This window comes from Robertmurraya korlensis, assembly GCF_023715225.1.
Classification (GTDB): Bacteria; Bacillota; Bacilli; order Bacillales; family Cytobacillaceae; genus Robertmurraya_A.
The window spans coordinates 42,216-61,504 of sequence record NZ_JAMBNS010000019.1; the positions used below are offsets into that span (position 1 = coordinate 42,216).

Annotated in this window: 23 protein-coding genes and 1 riboswitch; of the genes, 10 read left to right on the plus strand and 13 right to left on the minus strand. The window is 36.6% G+C overall.

Annotated features, from left to right (window positions below; genetic code table 11):
• Positions 1-47: 47 nt before the first annotated feature.
• Positions 48-1,082 carry an acyltransferase family protein gene (locus tag M3175_RS22905; protein WP_251523915.1) on the plus strand — a complete coding sequence of 345 codons (1,035 nt, stop codon included), beginning with the start codon at positions 48-50 and terminating at the stop codon, positions 1,080-1,082.
• A gap of 114 nt (positions 1,083-1,196) precedes the next feature.
• Positions 1,197-2,942 (plus strand): B12-binding domain-containing radical SAM protein, encoded by a 1,746-nt coding sequence (locus M3175_RS22910; RefSeq protein ID WP_251523922.1) that lies wholly within the window; start codon positions 1,197-1,199, stop codon positions 2,940-2,942.
• A gap of 33 nt (positions 2,943-2,975) precedes the next feature.
• Here the strand turns inward: M3175_RS22910 and M3175_RS22915 are convergent, their stop codons facing one another.
• Together M3175_RS22915 and ykzP are read right to left on the minus strand one after the other, a co-directional pair.
• A complete protein-coding gene (locus M3175_RS22915) occupies positions 2,976-3,116 on the minus strand; it encodes a hypothetical protein (protein WP_251523924.1) in 141 nt (46 codons plus the stop codon).
• The gene (gene ykzP, locus M3175_RS22920) at positions 3,116-3,277 is read right to left on the minus strand and encodes a protein YkzP (RefSeq protein WP_251523926.1); all 162 of its coding nucleotides are present in this window, start codon (positions 3,275-3,277) and stop codon (positions 3,116-3,118) included. Before ykzP ends, M3175_RS22915 begins: the two co-directional genes overlap by 1 nt.
• Positions 3,278-3,414: 137 nt before the next feature.
• Between ykzP and M3175_RS22925 the strand changes: the two genes are divergently transcribed.
• Together M3175_RS22925 and M3175_RS22930 are read left to right on the plus strand one after the other, a co-directional pair.
• Positions 3,415-3,765, plus strand: coding sequence for a DUF3905 domain-containing protein (locus M3175_RS22925; protein ID WP_251523928.1), 351 nt, complete (start codon positions 3,415-3,417; stop codon positions 3,763-3,765).
• A gap of 112 nt (positions 3,766-3,877) precedes the next feature.
• On the plus strand, positions 3,878-4,075 hold the full coding sequence (locus M3175_RS22930) for an alpha/beta-type small acid-soluble spore protein (RefSeq protein ID WP_119707319.1): 198 nt from the start codon (positions 3,878-3,880) through the stop codon (positions 4,073-4,075).
• A gap of 33 nt (positions 4,076-4,108) precedes the next feature.
• On the opposite strand, the gene M3175_RS22935 is transcribed toward M3175_RS22930, so the two are convergent.
• The 7 genes from M3175_RS22935 to M3175_RS22965 all read right to left on the minus strand — a co-directional run bounded on the left by M3175_RS22935 (position 4,109) and on the right by M3175_RS22965 (position 13,564).
• On the minus strand, positions 4,109-5,074 hold the full coding sequence (locus M3175_RS22935; protein ID WP_251523930.1) for an anti-sigma factor domain-containing protein: 966 nt from the start codon (positions 5,072-5,074) through the stop codon (positions 4,109-4,111).
• Positions 5,071-5,820, minus strand: coding sequence for an RNA polymerase sigma factor SigI (gene sigI / locus M3175_RS22940; protein WP_285852440.1), 750 nt, complete (start codon positions 5,818-5,820; stop codon positions 5,071-5,073). Before sigI ends, M3175_RS22935 begins: the two co-directional genes overlap by 4 nt.
• Before the next feature lie 116 nt (positions 5,821-5,936).
• Entirely contained in the window at positions 5,937-6,968 is a 1,032-nt protein-coding gene (locus M3175_RS22945) for a DUF5667 domain-containing protein (RefSeq protein WP_251523934.1), read from the minus strand.
• Between the two features lie 125 nt (positions 6,969-7,093).
• Positions 7,094-7,570, minus strand: coding sequence for a hypothetical protein (locus M3175_RS22950; protein WP_251523936.1), 477 nt, complete (start codon positions 7,568-7,570; stop codon positions 7,094-7,096).
• 95 nt (positions 7,571-7,665) lie between these two features.
• Complete coding sequence (locus M3175_RS22955) at positions 7,666-10,737, minus strand: efflux RND transporter permease subunit (RefSeq protein WP_251523938.1); 3,072 nt, start codon at positions 10,735-10,737, stop codon at positions 7,666-7,668.
• A gap of 164 nt (positions 10,738-10,901) precedes the next feature.
• Positions 10,902-11,885, minus strand: coding sequence for an EAL domain-containing protein (locus M3175_RS22960; protein WP_251523939.1), 984 nt, complete (start codon positions 11,883-11,885; stop codon positions 10,902-10,904).
• A 98-nt stretch (positions 11,886-11,983) separates the two neighbouring features.
• Complete coding sequence (locus M3175_RS22965) at positions 11,984-13,564, minus strand: peptide chain release factor 3 (RefSeq protein ID WP_251523965.1); 1,581 nt, start codon at positions 13,562-13,564, stop codon at positions 11,984-11,986.
• Between the two features lie 191 nt (positions 13,565-13,755).
• Positions 13,756-13,866, plus strand: a riboswitch (TPP riboswitch).
• Between the two features lie 103 nt (positions 13,867-13,969).
• Between M3175_RS22965 and M3175_RS22970 the strand changes: the two genes are divergently transcribed.
• The 5 genes from M3175_RS22970 to M3175_RS22990 are packed head-to-tail and all read left to right on the plus strand — an operon-like array spanning position 13,970 to position 17,540.
• On the plus strand, positions 13,970-14,965 hold the full coding sequence (locus M3175_RS22970; protein WP_251523941.1) for an ABC transporter substrate-binding protein: 996 nt from the start codon (positions 13,970-13,972) through the stop codon (positions 14,963-14,965).
• Between the two features lie 11 nt (positions 14,966-14,976).
• Positions 14,977-15,270 (plus strand): thiamine-binding protein, encoded by a 294-nt coding sequence (locus M3175_RS22975; RefSeq protein WP_251523943.1) that lies wholly within the window; start codon positions 14,977-14,979, stop codon positions 15,268-15,270.
• On the plus strand, positions 15,267-16,040 hold the full coding sequence (locus M3175_RS22980) for an ABC transporter permease (RefSeq protein ID WP_251523945.1): 774 nt from the start codon (positions 15,267-15,269) through the stop codon (positions 16,038-16,040). Before M3175_RS22975 ends, M3175_RS22980 begins: the two co-directional genes overlap by 4 nt.
• Positions 16,027-16,773, plus strand: a complete 747-nt coding sequence (locus M3175_RS22985) for an ABC transporter ATP-binding protein (RefSeq protein ID WP_251523946.1) — start codon at positions 16,027-16,029, stop codon at positions 16,771-16,773. Before M3175_RS22980 ends, M3175_RS22985 begins: the two co-directional genes overlap by 14 nt.
• Entirely contained in the window at positions 16,770-17,540 is a 771-nt protein-coding gene (locus M3175_RS22990) for a TatD family hydrolase (RefSeq protein ID WP_251523948.1), read from the plus strand. Before M3175_RS22985 ends, M3175_RS22990 begins: the two co-directional genes overlap by 4 nt.
• A gap of 40 nt (positions 17,541-17,580) precedes the next feature.
• Here M3175_RS22990 and M3175_RS22995 read toward each other — a convergent pair whose 3' ends face one another.
• The 3 genes from M3175_RS22995 to M3175_RS23005 all read right to left on the minus strand — a co-directional run bounded on the left by M3175_RS22995 (position 17,581) and on the right by M3175_RS23005 (position 18,547).
• A complete protein-coding gene (locus tag M3175_RS22995) occupies positions 17,581-17,718 on the minus strand; it encodes a YjcZ family sporulation protein (RefSeq protein WP_251523951.1) in 138 nt (45 codons plus the stop codon).
• 33 nt (positions 17,719-17,751) lie between these two features.
• Positions 17,752-17,859 (minus strand): YjcZ family sporulation protein, encoded by a 108-nt coding sequence (locus M3175_RS23000; RefSeq protein WP_119707305.1) that lies wholly within the window; start codon positions 17,857-17,859, stop codon positions 17,752-17,754.
• 277 nt (positions 17,860-18,136) lie between these two features.
• The gene (locus M3175_RS23005) at positions 18,137-18,547 is read right to left on the minus strand and encodes a hypothetical protein (protein ID WP_251523953.1); all 411 of its coding nucleotides are present in this window, start codon (positions 18,545-18,547) and stop codon (positions 18,137-18,139) included.
• Positions 18,548-18,835: 288 nt separating this feature from the next.
• Here M3175_RS23005 and M3175_RS23010 point away from each other — a divergent pair, with 288 nt between their 5' ends.
• The gene (locus M3175_RS23010) at positions 18,836-19,141 is read left to right on the plus strand and encodes a hypothetical protein (protein ID WP_251523955.1); all 306 of its coding nucleotides are present in this window, start codon (positions 18,836-18,838) and stop codon (positions 19,139-19,141) included.
• Positions 19,142-19,203: 62 nt separating this feature from the next.
• Here the strand turns inward: M3175_RS23010 and M3175_RS23015 are convergent.
• Positions 19,204-19,289, minus strand: an 86-nt coding sequence (locus M3175_RS23015; protein ID WP_251518632.1) for an IS3 family transposase, incomplete at its 5' end; no start/stop codon positions are given.

The following is a 19,289-nucleotide window of genomic DNA, read 5'->3' on the forward strand; positions in this document are numbered from 1 at the left end:
CTAGAAAAAGAGGGTAAGAAATAGTAGACTTTCGGAAGGAGGATAAGATGAAAAAACGAGACTACTACTTTGATAATGCAAAATTTATTTTAATCTTTTTTGTTGTGTTTGGTCACTTAATCCAATCGTTCATTCAAGACCATCATACGGTCTATACTATATACAAAACGATATACACCTTTCATATGCCAGCTTTCATTCTTATCTCAGGCTACTTTGCTAAAGGATTTCAGAAGGAAGGCTATTTGCGGAAAATTTCCTTTAAATTAATTATCCCTTATTTAATTTTCCAACTAATCTATTCGATTTTCTATTTCTTTTTAGATTCTAAAGAGACTTTTGTTGTGGACCCCTTCGATCCCCATTGGTCACTTTGGTTTTTAATGAGTCTTTTCTTTTGGAATCTATTTTTATTTGCTTTTACGAAAGTGGATAGAAAAATCGCTCTTACGATGGCTGTTATTCTAAGTTTACTTGTTGGCTATGTAGATTGGATGACGAATTATTTAAGTCTCTCAAGGACATTTGTATTTTTCCCGCTCTTTTTACTTGGGTTTTATTTAAAAAAGGAGCATTTTAAAGTACTTACAAGTGCACCGTTCCGAGCAGCATCATTTATTTTATTTGCTATTGTCTTCACTGGTTTTTATGTAGCACCTGACATGAACTATCAATGGTTATTTGGATCAAAACCTTACGAAGCACTAGGCGCGGAAATCTATACTGCACCTATGATGAGATTGGGACTTCTTTTGCTTAGTACTATGCTGGTTCTATCCTTCTTCTCACTCATTCCTAAAAGGCAACTATTCTTTACTCCCTTTGGGAAAAATACACTTTACGTCTATTTGCTTCACGGATTTATTGTTCAGCCATTCCGACATAGTGAAGTACAAGATTATTTTTATAATATGGAAACCTTCTTCTTACTTCTACTAATTTCATTTGTTATTACAGTGCTGCTCTCTAGCAAGCTTTTTACGACCTTTGCGCAGCCTTTAATCGAACTAAAGATGTCACGCATGAAGCAATTCTTTATAAGATTTCAACAATTTATAGAAAAAAGGAAGCTCAGTCATTAAGACTTTGGCTTCCTTTTTTTCTATCCCTATGTATGTTATGTTTTCCCTTCTCTATATTTGGAGAAAATATGATAAAATATACTGATTGTATAAAGAAACACAAAGGAGCAAAAGATGAAAGTTATTGCAGCAACACTTAACGCAAAATTTATTCATACAAATATAGCTATTCGTTATCTTAAAGCTTATGCAGCACCTGAATTTGAAATCGAGCTTTCGGAATATACGATTAAGGATCCAACTATGAATATAGTGACGGACCTTGTCCAAAGAAAGCCGGATGTAATTGGATTTAGCTGTTATATATGGAATATTGAAGAAACAATAAAAGTAATTAGTATGATCAAAAAAATTAATCCTTCGATTCAAATTGTTGTAGGTGGTCCCGAAGTAACTTATGATGTGATGGAATGGATGGAAAGAGTACCTCAATTTGATTTCATCGTCATTGGGGAAGGAGAGGAAACATTTAAAAATCTCCTTCAACAGCTAGACTCTGAAAGAGATTATCTTCAAGTGGCTGGAATTTCCTACCGTACCGAAACAGGAGAAATCAAACTAAATCCACAGCGCCATAAGCTCGATTTACGTGAACTGCCTTCTCCATACCGTTTTAAAGAAGATATTGAACACCTAGGAAAACGAGTGTCGTATATTGAAACTAGTCGAGGATGTCCTTTTAGTTGTCAATTTTGCCTTTCTTCTATTGAAGTAGGCGTACGTTATTTTGATCGTGAAAAAATAAAAGATGATATTCGTTATTTAATGAAAAATGGTGCAAAAACGATTAAGTTTGTTGACCGTACCTTTAATATTAGCCGTAGTTATGCTCTTGAAATGTTCCGTTTTCTTATTGACGAACATTTACCTGGTACAGTCTTTCAATTCGAAATTACTGCTGATATCATGCGACCTGAGGTTATCGAATTTCTAAACCAAGAAGCACCTCCAGGCTTATTCCGCTTTGAAATTGGTGTTCAATCTACAAACGATTATACAAATGAACTTGTGATGAGAAAACAAAACTTTGAAAAGCTTACTCGTACTGTAACGATGGTTAAAGAAGGTAAGAAGATTGATCAGCATCTTGACTTAATTGCAGGGCTCCCTGAAGAAGATTATGATACGTTCAAAAAGACTTTTAATGATGTATTTGAGATGCGACCTGAGGAATTACAATTAGGATTCTTAAAAATGCTTAGAGGTACTGGCTTACGTTTACGAGCGGCAGACCACCAGTACATTTATATGGACCAGTCTCCTTATGAAATACTAGGGAATAATGTGTTATCCTTTGATGATATTATTAAAATTAAACAGGTTGAAGATGTGCTAGAGAAGTATTGGAATGATCATCGTATGGACCATACGATTGAATATATTGTTACGAACTCGTTCTCTTCTCCCTTTGAATTCTTCCAACAATTTGGATCTTATTGGGAAAATAGGGGATGGTCTAGAATAGGTCACCAGCTAGAAGATTTATTTATGCGCTTGTTTGACTTTATTAAATCCAGCAATCTTCCTGACCAAGATATCATCTTAAGCTTAATGAAGATAGATTATTTGGAAAATGCTAAATTTAAACCACGAAAATCCTGGTGGGAAGATCGTCTTGAGAAAGATGAGAGATCAGCACTTTACCACATGTTCCTTGAGGATCCTCGCCTATTAGGAGAAGATTTTGTTGCTTTAGGGATAAAAGAAAAGGAGCTTTACAAGCACTCCATCGTAGAAGAGCTTTCTTTTGACTATCAAGAATATATGCAAACAGGTGTATTTAAACGAGGAAAAACAAGTCTTTTAGCCTACTTTGAACCAACTAAACAACAATCACTATTATTCGGAACTAAAAAATAACAAAAAACTAAGGAGGGCTTTTTAAGCACCTCCTTAGTTTTTCTTATTTTGCTTTTTCTTATTGTTTTGCTTTTTTTCACTATTCATTAGTGGGACTTCATAATGTTTTGCTGCATTGATATCACCAAACTCACTTCCAAATTCAACATTTGGTGTTTGTTTTTTATTTTTCATTAAGATCTACCTTTTCTTCCTTTTTTAGAGTTTCGATTAAATCCCTTCATCGTGTTTTCTTCAGAAGTGAACTCTGCTGAAAATTCAGATTCATTCACATTTTTCTTAGGTGTTTTGCTATATTTTACGGCAGCATCTCGCTCTGCTTTTCTTTTAGCCATTTTTCATTCCTCCTTAAATGGAACTACATATATTTTTCACTCTTCTTTCATGTTTCACTCTTCCTTTTTTTGTCTTCAATTTCTACTAATAAAAATCCACTAAAAACTAAAATATAAAAGAAAAAGGGATGAATGCTATGAGCAAAAAGAAAAAAAAGATGGAAGAAAATTATTCAATCGACGGGACCTTGCCACATCAAATAAACTCTCCTGACTTCAAAGGAACAGGAATAACCATTCAACCACCATTCATTAACTCTCAAGGAGTTGTTATCGGAGATAGCCAATATGCTTCTCCAAATTCACCATTAGAACAATGGAGTGAGGATACGGACCCTGCGATTATGTCAGGAGATGAATGGGTACATCCAACAAACGATATTGGTTGGAATACAAGTGAAAATAGAGACCTTGTGGAAAGTAAGAAAAAGCCAAAGGGATATCCTTTTATGCACCCTACAAAAGATGTTAGCCATGGGAAAGATTAATAACACTTTTCCCTAAAATACGAAAACTTACCACTTATGTAATTTAGTCATTGCTTGCATACTACACATACAGAGAAATTTTCTCTGTAATTACTTAAAAGGAGCTGAGATTATGGCAAGAAATAGTAACAAGCTTTTGGTTCCAGGTGTGGAGCAATTTTTAGATCAAGTTAAATACGAAATCGCTCAAGAATTTGGCGTTACGTTAAGTGGAGATACAGTATCAAGAGGTAACGGTTCAGTTGGTGGAGAAATTACAAAGCGACTTGTCAAACAAGCACAGGCACAAATGTCAGGTCGTAACTTTTAAAAACTTCATATCAAATGGCAAAAAGCCTCCGCATTATTTGCGGGGCTTTTCTTCTTTATTACCATTATTTAATTTTTCTTCTTTCTTTCCTGAACTTATATTTTTTTCATTTTTTTTTATTTCATTCTTTTGTTGTCCGGGATTGTTTTGATTAGAATTACCATTTCCAGAGTTTTGTTGTTGATTCAGCTCATCTTTTTGAGCATTTGGATTGGCATTTCCATTCCCATTATTATTAGTTGCAGGTATGTTTGTTGTATTGTTATTTGGTTCAGTCACGCTTGGAGCAGGTGTTTCTACTGATGTCTCCTCTTGCTTCAAGTGATCTTCTTTCTTTTCCTTTACTTTCTCTCTTGCTTGCTGAGATTTGTATTTACCAACTGACACTCCTTGTTCTTTTGCTGCTTTTCTTTCTTCAGCAGTCGCTTGAACATCGGCAATTTCCACTTCAGCTTCTTTCTTTAATGAATCAATCACCTGATGTAGTTTTTCATCTGTTTTGTTAATTTGAGTACCAGCAAAGACCGTTCCAACAACGATTTCCTTCGTTTCAGTGTTGACTTCCTGGTTTTCGATACTAGATAAGATTTCAGATGATACTTTATCAACTTGCTCGTTTTTCCAATTAATATCAGCAATCACTTCTTTGCCGCTCTCGTTATAAGCAATCACGTTTATAACTTCGAGATCTTTATTTACTGCAAGTTCAATACTTGATTCTCCATCTATCGACATATAAGCATAAACTTCATTATCTACTCTTGATGGAATAAAAGTAAATAAAAGTAGCAGAGATGCCGCGACAAGGATGCCTGCTGTTTTTTTATGAAGAACTTTGCTCCATCCGTTGAAGAAGCTTTCTTTCTTTACCGGAACAAAGGAGATTTCTTGTCCTATTTGATAATTCCTTTTCTGATTAGGTGCCTTTAAAAATTCACCTTCGGGGGTTAATAATGTTAAAAAACGATCATTAACTTCCATTATGATGCCTTGTTTCACGTTTCCAACACCCCTTTGACATAATCCTGTAAATATAAATAGTCATTCATTAAGATAATAGATATAGCAATAATATATTTTCGATTTCGTTCAATCGTCTTCCTGCTAACACTCACAGAATCCTCAATTTGCTTAATTGGAAGTCTCTTTTTTTCTACTAATATTTGCTTAATCTCATCATTAGAAACGATTTCCTTTGCCACAAGCATCGCATTTTTTCTTGCGTCCGCGTGCTTTGGAGAATTCTCTACCAAATCACTAAAAGACAGATCAAATTCTGTTAGAAGCTTTGAGAAATGTATGATTTCTTGCCTTCTTAACTCTTCGTCCGTTTTCTTGTAGAATTCTTCAAGCGACATATTTGCTTCTAGACTTGACTGAGCAACCTCTTCGTCCGTTTCCTCAAATCCATTGACATCCATTGATAGATTTTGATGCTTGATTTGCTGACGTATATAATCTATTACTCGCCTTTTTATAATAACCTCAGCAAAGCTAAGAAGGGAGCTGCCTTTATCTGAACTATATTTTTGTATCGCTTCATTAAACGCAATTAATCCAATGCTAAACTCATCGTCTGTTTCACTTATATATCTTTTACAAACGGAAGATACAGATTTTGCAATAAAGGGTTTATATTGATGAATGAGTTCATTTTGAAGTCCTTGGTCTCCATTTTGAATGGCAAAAACAGTCTCTTCTAATGTTCGCTTTTTCTTTTTTTGTAAAAATAATAAACCTAACAACAGCTTCACCTCACTTATCACCATATATCATACGATACTTTGTTGGGATTTTTAAGGGTAAGCTTTTGGAAAAAAGAGAGCCATTGTTAAAAATGGCCTCTTTTTATGAAGGAAAATTAGTTTTTTCCGTTTCCTTTTTGTTCAGATGCATTAGATTTCTGTTGTGTATTTGCTTGTTTTACTTCTTGTTTTTCAGCTTTCTTTACTTGCTTTGCTTCTTGCTTCTCAGCTTTCTTTTGCGCTTGATCAGCTTTCACTTGATTTGTTACAGTAGCTGGAGCAGGAGTTGTAGAAGTTACCTCTTCTGTGTTTTCCTCAACAACTGTTTGCTCAGTAGTCGTTTCGTCAGCTACTTCTTCAGTAGTTCCTTCTTCTGTTACAACAGGAGTCACTTCTTCGCTTTCTTCTTCAGAAGCTTTTTCTTCAAGTTTAGCCATTTTTTCAGCTAGCTTAGCATAGCTTTTTTTGATGTTCTTCTCAAGAGCAGCTTTAGCTACAGGATTTTTTACTTTTTCCATATTAGCCTTTAGTGAAATGATATTTTGAGCAATTTGCTTTTCTACTTTTTCCGTTTCTTCAAAAACTTCTTCATCGTTCTCAATAATTTCAATCGTTGCATCTACTTCTTCTGTTGCTTCTGTAGAATCAACCTCTTCTTCTGTTGTTTCCTCAGTTGCATCTGTATTTTCAGTTACTGTCTCTTCAGCAACAGATAAATTTTCTAAAGCTTTTTCCATTACAGCTAAAGCCTCTTCCTCTTTACCTGCTGAGAACAATGCTTCTGCTTCCGCTAATCTTTCTGTTGCGAATTCAGCAAATAGCTTTGCTTCCTTCACATCATCAAAAGTTAAGATTAACTGAATTTTTTCTAATGCTGTTTTTGCAAAATAGAAGAAATCTCCTGGTAATAGCTTTGGATTTTCTGTTTCTTCTGTATTTTCATCAACAAGGGCATCATCTAATGAGATAACTTCCTCATTTGTATTCGTCTCTTCATTTGTAACTGTTGTTTCAGTTACTTGCGTTTCCGCATTCTCGTTTTCATCTGCAAATGCAGTTGTTGTTGTTAATGAAAGTGAACCAGCTAAAACAATGGCTAAGGCCCCTTTTATGATTTTGTTTGTATCAAAGATTGTATGTTTGTTCATCTCATTCACCTCAGTTGTATTGTAAGAAGCGGCCGCTATCTTCTAGTCACTAAATACCTACGAGCAACAAGTGAATACTATGGGGGTGTAAAAGTAGAAAAAACAAAAAAAGTTCTAACATAGAGTTAGAACTTCACTTTTGGTACCTTTGCTCTCAAAATTAAGTATCTGATCACGAAACCAATAAGCAATCCAGGAACCAAAAAAATCATCGGAAGAAAAATAGGCCCAAAAACGACACCAAAAAGCTTCACTTTTTTTGATAACATCAATCCGACCGTAACCAAATAAGCTCCGAATGCAAAAGGAAGATAAGAGTATTCCTCCGTTTCTGGCATGGCAGATCGATATGCATCCCACATAGCGAACATATAAAGACAAGGGTAAAACATCAGCCATTGATAATCAAGTACTGCAAATGCTTGATCTATCTCCCATAAAAAACTTAACATAATGGCCTCATTGAAATTACTCATTACATTAACAACAAATTCAAGTAGTACAAATAGTACCCCTTTTACGTAGCTTCCCCGAAGAAGCTGACTAAATCCAGGCAGCGCAATACTCCACAATACAGCTTCTAACTTCCCTTGTTTTTTCATCCTAATCACCAGCTAATTTTCATTACTTATAGGTTGTACGAAATATAGAAGAATTATCACTTGAACTCTCAAGACTTTTCCTACATTTTTCGACATTAGGCAATATTTCCATTCCTTTTCTTAATTCCTCTATCAAATAGGCTATAAACAACTGGGATAACAAATAATGTTAAGAAGGTCGAGCTGATTAACCCACCAATCACTGTAATCCCCATAGGCTGATTAATTTCTGTACCATCTCCTATTCCGAGCGCGAGCGGAACAAGTCCCAAAATTGTTGTCAAAGCGGTCATTAGAATTGGGCGAAACCGTTCTTTTACAGATACTACAATTGCTTCAGTCGTTTCCATTCCATGATCTTTCTTTTGATTGATATAGTCTATTATTACAATTGCATTATTAACGACGATACCTGCTAGAACAATCACTCCAATGATAACGGTCAAGCTAATTGGCGTGTTTGTAATGGTCAGAGCGATGGCAACTCCTATCACCATTAACGGAACCGTAAACATGATTACAAACGGATATTTCAAGGATTCAAATTGTGCTGCCATAACGAGATACACAAACGTAATCGCCAAGACTAATGCTAATAACAATTGATCTAATGCACTATCAAGCAATTCACGATCGCCACTAAAAACAACTTCTGTTTCATCAGCTAGTTTCAGGTTTTCTATCTCTTGATCCACTCTTCTTGATATAAAACCCAGATTCGTCGAATCTTTATACTTTACAGTGAATTGAACAGCAGCCTGTTGGTTAATTCTTTCTATTTTGACAGGCCCATATCCACGGTTAATATCAGTGACATCACCTAACTCCACGTATTTTCCAGCAGGGTTTTTTATTAGCAATCCTTTTATACTTTCCATACTTTCGCCTACACTTTTATCATATTCAACAATTACTCGATGGATTTCTGAATCGTCATCTACGATCTGAGTGGCAACACTCCCACGAGTCACGTTATTTACAATCATCGCAACAGCTGCTGGTGTTAAGCCTTGCTTTAATGCTTCCTTACGATTCACCGTGATCTGAATTTCTTCCAGCTGTTCCATTAAGTCTGTTGTAACCTCATTTACTTCGTTCAGTTTGTTTAATCTTTCATAGATTTTACCAACCGATTCTTCTAGCCTCACCTTTTTCGTATCCATGACGCTGAATGTAAGGGTATTAGGATTCGACCCAGCAGTTGACTGCATATTAAATGATAGTTTAGCGGTTTTATTGGTGGACTTTGCTGCCTCTTCGATCGATTCCTTTACATCATCCGCGAATTGAAAGATGGAGCGTGTACGTTCATTAAGCGGTTTCATTTTTACGTACATCTCTGCTTCATTCGCGTTTCTTGCTCCTCTGAAGGAGCCCTCCTGTGTTGTTCCAATTAGGCTAACATATGTCTCAACATCCGATTCCTTTTTAAGTTCTTCTTCCATGGAAGTTAGAACTTTTTCTGTTTCTGACAACGCCATTCCATTTCCTAACTTAACACGAATGGTAAAAAATCCTTCGTCCGTTTTCGGTAGAAACTGCATACCTACAGTTGTTAAACTAAACCCTCCTCCTACTAATAGCAAAGTCGAAATGATTAAAACGAGTATTCGATGTTGTAAACACCATCTCACTCCCCCTTCAAGTCGAAGAAGAACATTGGAGCTTTGTCTTTCCTTCTCAACATTAAGTATAGAGGTCTTTAATAACCTACTTGCTAGCATAGGAACTACCGTTAACGACACTAACAACGACGCTATTAAGCTAAACGAAATGGTCACAGCAAATTCTTTAAAAAGCTCTCCAATAATTCCTGTAATAAAAACAACTGGTAAAAAGACCGCAACAGTGGTAAGAGTGGAAGCGGTGATGGCCCCACCCACCTCTTGTGAGCCATCACGAGCCGCGTCCTTAGCATCTTTGCCCAACGCCAAGTGACGATAAATATTTTCTATAACCACGATGGAGTTGTCCACCAACATTCCAATCCCTAATGCTAGTCCTCCAAGAGTCATAATATTTAGTGTATAATCTGAAAAGTACATTAATACAAAGGTAAAAATAACTGAATACGGAATAGAAACTCCGATAATCAGTGGGCTTTTTACATTTTTTAAAAAGAGAAAAAGAACGACCATTGCAAATAGGCCACCAAGGAGTAAGGAAGTTGTTATATTTTGTATGGCTTCTTTTATGTATTCCCCTTGATCAAAAATAATATCTGACTGTATCTCTTTATATTTTTCGTTTTCCAACAGTTTCTTTAATTCTTGAACAAATGCTTTAGATACTTCTGCCGTATTTGCATCAGATTGCTGAAGAACACTAAGAAGAACAGAAGGATTTTCATTTGTGCGGGTAATGGTACGATCATCCCGATTTTCTAGTTTTACATTACTTACATCACCTAAATGAATCTCATCACCCGATAAAGGATCCATTGACACGGTTAATTTTTTTAATGTGTCTATAGAATCAAGGGTGGATATTATTCTTGTTGTTAATTGCTTCCCTTCAGTTAGGATAGGGTTACCAGGCATTGAAATATTGTTAGCCTGAATCAAATCAACTATATCACCTTGACTTAATGAGTAAGCCTTTAATTTTTCCTGATCAAGTTCGACCCTAACTTCCTTTTCAGAGGTTCCAGATAAATTTACACTTGCAACTCCATCTACTTTTGTTAACTCCAGTTCTAATTCCTGGGCTAACTGTCTCAACATCTCCTCATTCTCTTCCGCACTTAACGATAGTTGAATTACGGGAAACTGAGAAGGGTCAAATTTTAAGAACCTGGGCTTTTCTGCATCGTCCGGTAGATTTGTTAAATCAATACGTTGAATAATTTCATCCTGTATTTCATCAATATGTGTCGTCCAAGAAAATTGAAGAAGGATAAAGTTTGCGCCTTCTTGCGAAGTTGAGGTTAGTGTTTTTATTCCAGGCAGGGTGGCTAAGTTACTCTCCAGTGGTTTTGTTATTTTTTCTACAATCTCCTCAGGACTTGCACCTGGATAATTCGTTACTACCACACCTACAGGAGGTTTTATCTCCGGTATTAGCTTTAATGGGATATTTACTAACGAAACAATTCCTAGAATGAGCACTAAGAACATCGTGACAATTGTAAAGACTGGTCTTTTTATAGCATATTCACTAATCTTCATTCCATCGCTAACTCCTCTCAAACCCTAACAGATTCAGCTGACTGAAAGCTTTTATGCCCCATATTATAAAAGAAGCACAATATCGTATGCAAATAAGCGTTGTATTCAAACTCTCTGCAAAAAAAACTTCCCCAATATTGGAGAAGCTTACATAAAAAATATTCTTAAAGTTGTATATTTATATATTGATCCCCTGCTTTTGGTTTTCCAATAAAATACCCTTGAGCTAGGTTCATGCCGAGGTCTCTACACAACTCTAGTTCTTCCATTCTTTCAATTCCTTCTGCCAGAACTTGAATGTTTAGTTCTTTTGCAACTAGTTGAACTTCCCTTAAAAACTTTTGCTTTTCCTTCTCTTGATCGCAGTGATCAATGTAGCTTCGGTCAATTTTTACATAATCAGGATGTAACAGTTCTAGCATGTCAATTGTAGAAAAACCTGATCCTACATCATCAAGGGCCACCTTCATCCCCTGTTTTTTGTACGTAATAAACACCTTTTGCAAATGTTCAACATCTTTAATTTTCTCTGTCTCCACAACCTCAAATACTAAATCGGTTGGATCAATTCCATATCTATTAACTAGATGAAAAGTATGCTGCAGACAAAATTCCGGATTATAAATGGTCGAAGGCAAAAAATTAATAAAACTTTTGACCCCTTTTTTTATATACTTTCTACGAGTCTGTATAGCAACCTCTCTTGCCCTTTGGTCAAGCATCGATAGTAGTCCTGTATTTTCTGCCACCTGAAATAGCTGCCCTGGTGGAATTGGGTTCATGCTATTTGTCCGTAATAGAGATTCAAATGCAAATAATTGGTTATTCTGTAAATCGATAATAGGTTGTAAATGGCCAATTAACTCGCCAGTTTGAATAACTTGAACAACATCACGATTTTTTACCCTCTCAAATAAAATAGGTAATGTCGTCATCAATGTTGGTTTTACTCTATTACTGGATAAAGCTGCTTTTATATCCGGACGGTTTTTCAGATCTATAGTCAATGTTTTTAAATGCTCTTCTAATTCCTGAAACGAAGAGTATTCATACTCAGTTAAAGTATTTTCAGTATTCATTCCCTCGATAAATAAGTACCCTGAGGTATCAATTTGGTAACTAACTCCGCATTCGGTACATTTTTTCATAAAAGCTCCTCCAGGTCTTAAGAATCAATACTATTATACCAAAAGCTGCATTTTTTCATAGAAAAAAGAAGCCCTCTGCTACGAGGACTTCTAGGTACTTATTGGTAATCATCCATAGGGTTATATAGTGTAATGTCTGGATTTTTTTCTTGGAACCAACGAAGAGCAAAATCGTTTTCGAAAAGAAATACTTTCTTATCATAGCGATCCTTTACTAATAGGCTTCGACTGCTAGAAAGATTTTCATTTATTTCTTCATTTTCAACCCAACGCACAATTTTTGAACCTAGTCTTTCCATTAATACTTCTGCATTGTATTCATTTCTCATCCGATGCTCGAACACCTCAAATTGGAGTTGACCAACGGCCCCTAACAAATAATCATCTGTTCGAACCGTACGGAAGAGCTGAATGGCACCTTCTTGGACAAGCTGCTGAATTCCTTTATGAAAAGACTTTTGCTTCATTACATTTTTAGCAGAAACTCGAACAAAGAGTTCAGGAGTAAACTGTGGAAGCTTTTCGTATTGAAAATTGTTTTTCCCAACTGTCAGTGTATCTCCAATTTGATACGTACCTGGATCATACAAACCAATAATATCTCCACTAACCGCTTCATCAACCGTGTTTCTGTCATCAGCCATAAACTGTGTGGATTGAGAAAGCTTCATTGACTTTCCTAAACGTGGAATATTGACAGTCATCCCTCTTTCAAATTTCCCTGAACATACACGTAAAAAGGCAATTCTGTCCCTGTGAGCAGGGTTCATATTTGCTTGAATCTTAAAAATAAAGCCAGAAAAATCCTCTGATAATGGATCAATGTTTCCTTCTGTAGATTCACGTGCTTGAGGTGAAGGAGCAAATTGAAGATATGTTTCTAGAAAAGTTTGAACACCAAAGTTCGCTAGGGCGCTGCCAAAGAATACAGGCGTTAGTTCCCCATTTGCTATTCTTTCACGAGAAAATTCATTCCCCGCTTCATTTAATAGCATGATTTCCTCCAACGTTTGGTCATACAAGGAGTATTGCTTTAGTTTATGATCTCCTTCTATTTCTCCATCTTCATTTAACCCGACAAATCGTTCTTCCTCATCCACACGGAATTGTTCAATTCGCTTGTAGAAACGGTCATATATCCCTAGAAATTCTTTCCCCATTCCAATCGGCCAGTTCATCGGGTATGATTCTATTCCCATAACCTCTTCTAGTTCAGCTAAAAGTTCTAATGGTGATTTCCCCTGACGGTCAAGCTTATTGATAAAGGTAAAAATTGGAATACCCCTCATTCGACATACTTTAAATAGCTTTAAGGTCTGCTCCTCAATCCCTTTTGCTGAATCGATAATCATGACCGCGCTATCAACAGCAGTAAGAGTACGGTACGTATCTTCACTGAAGTCTTGGTGACCTGGTGTATCAAGAATATTCACTCGACAATCATTATAATCAAATTGCATCACACTCGACGTAACTGAAATACCACGTTGCTTTTCAATTTCCATCCAGTCGCTCGTTGCAAACTTACCCGTTTTCTTTCCTTTAACTGTTCCCGCATCACGAATGGCTCCACCAAATAACAATAACTTTTCTGTTAATGTCGTTTTCCCAGCATCCGGGTGGGAAATGATCGCAAATGTGCGACGCGATTGTACATCATCTTTAAAATTTTTTGCCATTATAGAAATTCCTTTCTTTCCTAACACAAATTCATCCATAACTTCAATCTTATCGTGACTGTAGGAAGTTTGCAATGTGTTCTTTACAAAAGCAATCACAAACATATCATTATGTTCATTTATTCATGAAAGTTCTTCCTTTTCAAGAAAATAATTTCTGCTATAATGAGATAGAAATCAAACTAAATAGGTAAGAATTGTAGGGGGACCGGTGAAGACCGGTTGAGAGTGCATCCAACTGATGCTGACCCTTTGAACCTGATCTGGATGATACCAGCGTAGGGAACATATTCTTTAGACAATACACTTGTTTAAATATATGCGCCCGGTTCAAAAACTGCGGCGTTTTTTTGACGTCACAAGGTCCAGTTCATATTCCTACTTATACCATTGGAGGAGAAAGAAATGAAAAAATGGATTGCTGTATTAGCAGCTTCTGTGTTACTCGTAGGATGTTCAGAAACAAATGAACAACAAACAGAAAAAGAGGAATCAAGCACTGACTTAAAAAAAGTAACTGTCGTTCTTGATTGGACCCCAAATACAAATCACACAGGGCTATATGTTGCAAAAGAAAAAGGCTTTTTTGAAGAGGAAGGTCTTGATGTGAATATTCAGATGCCTGGAGAGGCTGGTGCTGACCAACTTGTTGCTTCAGAGAAAGCAGACTTTGGTGTAGGTTATCAAGAGGGTATTACACAGGCTAGAGTTCAAGGCGTACCTCTTGTTTCTATAGCTGCAGTCATTCAACACAACACATCTGGTTTCGCATCACCTGCTTCTAAAAACATTCAGTCTCCTAAGGATTTTGAAGGAAAAACATACGGTGGTTGGGGTTCACCTGTTGAAGAATCTGTCATCGACTCCATTATGAAGCAGGAGCAAGCTGATGTAGAAAAGGTGAATATTGTAAACATTGGTGATGCCGACTTCTTTACTGCTGTTGAACGTGATATTGACTTTGCATGGATATACTACGGTTGGACAGGCGTGGAAGCGGAATTACGAGGAGAAGACATAAATATGGTCTACTTAACCGATTACTCCGAAAAGCTTGACTACTACACACCTGTGTTAACAACTAGTGAAAACATGATTAACAACGATCCAGAAACAGTAAAAGCTTTTGTTAAAGCCGCTTCAAAAGGCTATGAATTCGCTATCGAACATCCTTCCGATGCGGCGGACGTCCTGATCAAAGCTGCTCCAGAGCTTGACGCAGAGCTTGTAAAGAAAAGTCAGGAATGGCTCGCAACCAAATATCAAGACGATGCAGACCAATGGGGTGAGCAACGTTTAGAAGTATGGGAAAACTATGCTTCTTGGATGCTTGAGAATGGGTTGCTAGAATCTGAGTTAGAAGCAGAAAAAGCCTTTACAAATGAATTTTTACCACAATAGGAGTTGTTTATATGACAAACGCACTTGTTAGTATACAAATAATCCCGAAGACAAAAAACGGGGAAAATGTGATTCCTTACGTCGATGCAGCAATAGCCATTATTGATGCATCAGGAGTAAAGTATGAGGTTCATCCCTTGGAAACAACTATGGAGGGTGATCTTCAGGAACTTTTTGCAATTATTACGAAAATGAATGAAAAGATGATAGAAATGGGAAGCAGCAATGTTATTTCGCAGGTGAAGATTCTTTATCAACCAAGTGGTATAAAAATGGATACACTTACGGAGAAATATCGTTCATGATAAAAAAATTACAAAAAGGGTGGAGACCAATTTTTGTTCTCCTCCTTTTATTCATTGGCTGGGAATTCACCGCAAGAATTACTGAGATTCCAACTTGGCTTCTCCCAACTCCATCACAAATTTTTAACGAGCTCATAAATGGCTGGAGCAGTGTCTCTGTACATCTTACATCCACCATTAAGCTTATTTTTCTAGGCTTTGTTTCTGGAGTTACCGTAGGTCTGTTAACCGCCTTTATTTTACATAATATCCCTTTTTTAAAAGAATCATTATATCCGCTTCTTATTTTATCGCAAAATATACCCATTATCGTACTGGCTCCACTTCTTGTTATATGGTTTGGCTTCGGTCTATTACCAAAATTAATTGTAATCACTCTGGTTTGTTTTTTTCCCATTACGATTTCAGCCATGGATGGATTTCGCCAGGTTGCTCCAGATCTCTTCCATTATATGCAGATGGCAGGAGCAACTAAACGACAGTTATTTTGGAAACTTGAATTACCATTTGCCCTTCCCTCCATCTTTTCAGGCCTGAAAATTTCAGCGACCTATAGTGTCATGGGGGCCGTTATCTCTGAATGGTTAGGATCAGAGAATGGGATTGGAGTCTATATGACGCTTTCTTCCTCATCGTTTCGAACAGACCGGGTGTTTGTTGCCATATTTCTCATTATGCTATTAAGTTTGTTATTTTTTATCGTGATCAATTGGTTGGAGAGATTTATTATTCGTTGGAAAGCTGAGGAGAAAAATCGTGGAGCTTCTTGAATTACAAAATGTGTCTTTTTCATATCGAGATAAACAAATTTTAAATGATCTCAACCTCTTTATTAAGAACGGGGAATTCGTAACCATTCTTGGTCCCTCTGGTAGTGGGAAGAGTACGATTTTCCAGTTAATTGGTGGACTACAGTCTCCACATACAGGGTCCATTATTCTCGAAGGAAATGACATTACAGGTAACAGAGGACATATTAGTTATATGCCTCAAACCCCTTCCTTACTGCCTTGGCGTACTATCATTCAAAATGTCGTTCTAGGTCAAGAGCTGAAAGCTAAAAAAAATTACAAAACCGCAGATGAAATGCTGCAGAAAGCGGGGCTAATGGAGTATAGAAATGCTTTTCCTCACGAACTTTCAGGAGGTATGAAGCAAAGAGTTGCATTTTCACGTGCACTCCTAAGTCCCCAGCCCATCATATGTTTAGATGAACCATTTTCAGCTTTAGACGAATTAACTCGTCATGAAATGCAGTTATGGCTACTTTCGATTTGGGAACAGTACAAAAAAACAATTATTTTTGTTACCCATAATATAGAGGAGTCACTCTTTCTTTCCGACCGAATACTCGTGTTATCTGATAAACCTGCAAGAATTAAACAAGAAGTTATCGTTCCCTTTTCTCGACCAAGAAATGAGGAGTTGATGTTCTCTGAAGAGTTTCTTCGCCACAAAAAAATGATTCATGATTTCTTAAAAGAAAAGGTTGGTCAGGAATGAAGAAAATTATAGACTGCCATATACATCTAGATAAGTATATAGATGAAGAGGTCCTCACGATGATGGAGACACTTGACGAAGTTGAAATGCTCATAAGCGTTTCCTATGACTTAGAATCTTGCAAAAGAAACTCTTTTCTTTCAAGGATCTACCCTCAAGTCAAATCAGCGTTTGGATTTCACCCTGAGCAAGCTATAGGTTCAGACGAAGAAATGGCAGACCTCTTTCAATGGGTGAACTCACATTTCGATGAGATGATTGCGGTTGGAGAAGTTGGCCTCCCCTATTTCTTACGGACTTCACCTTCCTGGAACTCCTCTCTAGGACCGTATATAGAACTACTTGAAGAGTGGGTAATGCTGGCTAGCAAGAAAACCTTGCCAATCTCGCTTCATGCCATTTATGAGGACGTGCCAACCGTTTGTGCTATGTTAGAAAAACATAGTATTGAAAATGCTCATTTCCACTGGTTTAAAGGAGCAGACACTGATATGGATCGAATCATTCAGAACGGACACTTCATCTCAATAACTCCTGACCTTCTTTATGAAAAAGAAATTCAACATATCGCTAAGCGTTTTCCCCTTTCACAAATCATGGTTGAAACAGACGGTCCCTGGCCCTTTAAAGGACCGTTTAGCGGCAGAATGACACATCCTAACATGATTCATCAAACAATAAGACAGCTTTCTGAATTGAAAGCTATCCCAGTGGAAAAGACATATGAAACACTGTATGTAAACACAAAACAATTCTTTCGTTTATAAAAGGAATGAAGGTGAGAGACCCCACCTTCATTCTTTATTATTACCACTTAAAGCAAGCAGCACCAACGATGATTAATAGAATGAAAAGTACAACGATTAGCGCGAAGCCACCACCGTACCCAACTCCACCAACTGCTGGATAACCGCAACCGCTGTAAGGATATCCGTATCCGTACATGTAAATTCCTCCTTTTATTGTTTTAGTTAATTATTAATAACCGAAACCATAGCCCCAAGAAGCACCAATGATAATTAAAAGGATAAATAAAACTACTAACAGAGCGAAACCTCCGCCGTATCCACCAAATGTTTCTGACATGTAAATTACCTCCTTAGTTGTAAGTCAATATATCCTATGTAAGAAACCCAAAATGTGCGAATAGTCAAAAGCCCTTTTTTAGGTAAAAAGCGGAGGCGGCTTGTACTGGGGCGACAGGCATAAGACGCACTCCGCAGGAAATCCTGATTTCTGGAGGAGGGTGGCTTATGACCCGAGCCCCTAGCCGCTGGAGCTGGATTGAAAAAGCGGAGGCGGCTTGTACTGGGGCGACAAGTAAAATAAACAAGAGCCTCCCCAAATGGGGAGGCTCTTGTTCCTACATGATCGGTCTCATTTCATAATTATTAATAATAGATTCTTTCATTTCAGCAAAATTATATTCGTATTGAATCTGATTTGGCAAAGGAAGTTCAATCCAACGATACAGACCAAATTGTGTAATTTGTTCTTTGTAAATTGGTCGACAATTTTCTAATACACTTACATTGAAGGATTCAAAACCATCCAATTGAACTACTTCTTTAAGCAATTGCCTTTTCATTTCCAGACTCGTTACTTCTTTCTCCTTTTTGGAAGGAAGATGAATAACAATTTTTTCATCCTTTATTTGCTCCAAAATCATTAATTTTGATCTAGAAAGCTTCTTTAGCATTCTATTAATTTTCCAAAGAGAGACACCATCAATCGTCTTAAAAATTAATGCCATATTTTTTTTCATCTTTTCCATTTCCTTTATTTCCTCATTTTCGTATGTATGCATAACATATCACAATTTGTCGATTTAAAAAATTGGACAATTGACCTAGCAAGTACCTGTCATTTTCTTATTCTTACTCAAGAACAGGACGTTTGTTGTATGTTTCTATCATACATTACCAATATTGTTGTAAATTTACCGTCTATTATTAAAAAAAACCATTCTAAAGTAGTTTAATAGATTTTATGAAAAAAGGAAACTTCCATCTTATTCCTGCATAGATTTAAAGGTAGATTGAAGTAAAGGCGGAGAACAAGAGTGAGTCAATTAAAGCGATACTTGACGCAAAAACCTTGGGTTAGTTTGAAAATTGTTTTTTTAGTAGTTTGTCTCAGCGTACTTTTCCTTTTAGTAGCAAAGCTTTACTCAAATAATGCCAATGTCACTGATCAACCTAAGGAAGACGAACCAGGGGAAAAAATCATCATCATTTTACCAAGTGGAAAAAAAGTTTATACGTACGAAAACTTAATTGTATCTGAAAATGGAAAGCTATACTACAAAGGAGATCGATCAGAGCTTGATTTAACAGGTGGAATTGTCAAATATGAAGATTGGGAATAAAAAGGAAAAGCCATCCAATGATGAACTGAGCCCCATTTTACGGACAGTTTAAAAAAAGGTGCTTAAGCTGCTAATAGATGACTCCGGTATTGTACCGGGGTCATCTTCTTTAAGCCCCACTGATAACGATGATTGTTATATTCCTCAA

Bases quoted from the DNA above. Each gene is read 5' to 3' on its own strand.
- M3175_RS23000 (WP_119707305.1), bottom strand. From the start codon at position 17,859: ATGTCAGAAACATTTGGTGGATACGGCGGAGGTTTCGCTCTGTTAGTA.
- M3175_RS22965 (WP_251523965.1), bottom strand. From the start codon at position 13,564: ATGGCAAAAAATTTTAAAGATGATGTACAATCGCGTCGCACATTTGCG.
- M3175_RS22995 (WP_251523951.1), bottom strand. From the start codon at position 17,718: ATGTACGGATACGGATATCCTTACAGCGGTTGCGGTTATCCAGCAGTT.
- M3175_RS22975 (WP_251523943.1), top strand. From the start codon at position 14,977: ATGACAAACGCACTTGTTAGTATACAAATAATCCCGAAGACAAAAAAC.
- M3175_RS22910 (WP_251523922.1), top strand. From the start codon at position 1,197: ATGAAAGTTATTGCAGCAACACTTAACGCAAAATTTATTCATACAAAT.
- M3175_RS22980 (WP_251523945.1), top strand. From the start codon at position 15,267: ATGATAAAAAAATTACAAAAAGGGTGGAGACCAATTTTTGTTCTCCTC.
- M3175_RS22930 (WP_119707319.1), top strand. From the start codon at position 3,878: ATGGCAAGAAATAGTAACAAGCTTTTGGTTCCAGGTGTGGAGCAATTT.
- M3175_RS23005 (WP_251523953.1), bottom strand. From the start codon at position 18,547: ATGGAAAAGATGAAAAAAAATATGGCATTAATTTTTAAGACGATTGAT.
- M3175_RS22950 (WP_251523936.1), bottom strand. From the start codon at position 7,570: ATGAAAAAACAAGGGAAGTTAGAAGCTGTATTGTGGAGTATTGCGCTG.
- M3175_RS22970 (WP_251523941.1), top strand. From the start codon at position 13,970: ATGAAAAAATGGATTGCTGTATTAGCAGCTTCTGTGTTACTCGTAGGA.
- M3175_RS22905 (WP_251523915.1), top strand. From the start codon at position 48: ATGAAAAAACGAGACTACTACTTTGATAATGCAAAATTTATTTTAATC.
- M3175_RS22960 (WP_251523939.1), bottom strand. From the start codon at position 11,885: ATGAAAAAATGTACCGAATGCGGAGTTAGTTACCAAATTGATACCTCA.
- M3175_RS22990 (WP_251523948.1), top strand. From the start codon at position 16,770: ATGAAGAAAATTATAGACTGCCATATACATCTAGATAAGTATATAGAT.
- M3175_RS22945 (WP_251523934.1), bottom strand. From the start codon at position 6,968: ATGAACAAACATACAATCTTTGATACAAACAAAATCATAAAAGGGGCC.
- M3175_RS22925 (WP_251523928.1), top strand. From the start codon at position 3,415: ATGAGCAAAAAGAAAAAAAAGATGGAAGAAAATTATTCAATCGACGGG.
- M3175_RS22915 (WP_251523924.1), bottom strand. From the start codon at position 3,116: ATGAAAAATAAAAAACAAACACCAAATGTTGAATTTGGAAGTGAGTTT.
- M3175_RS22955 (WP_251523938.1), bottom strand. From the start codon at position 10,737: ATGAAGATTAGTGAATATGCTATAAAAAGACCAGTCTTTACAATTGTC.
- ykzP (WP_251523926.1), bottom strand. From the start codon at position 3,277: ATGGCTAAAAGAAAAGCAGAGCGAGATGCTGCCGTAAAATATAGCAAA.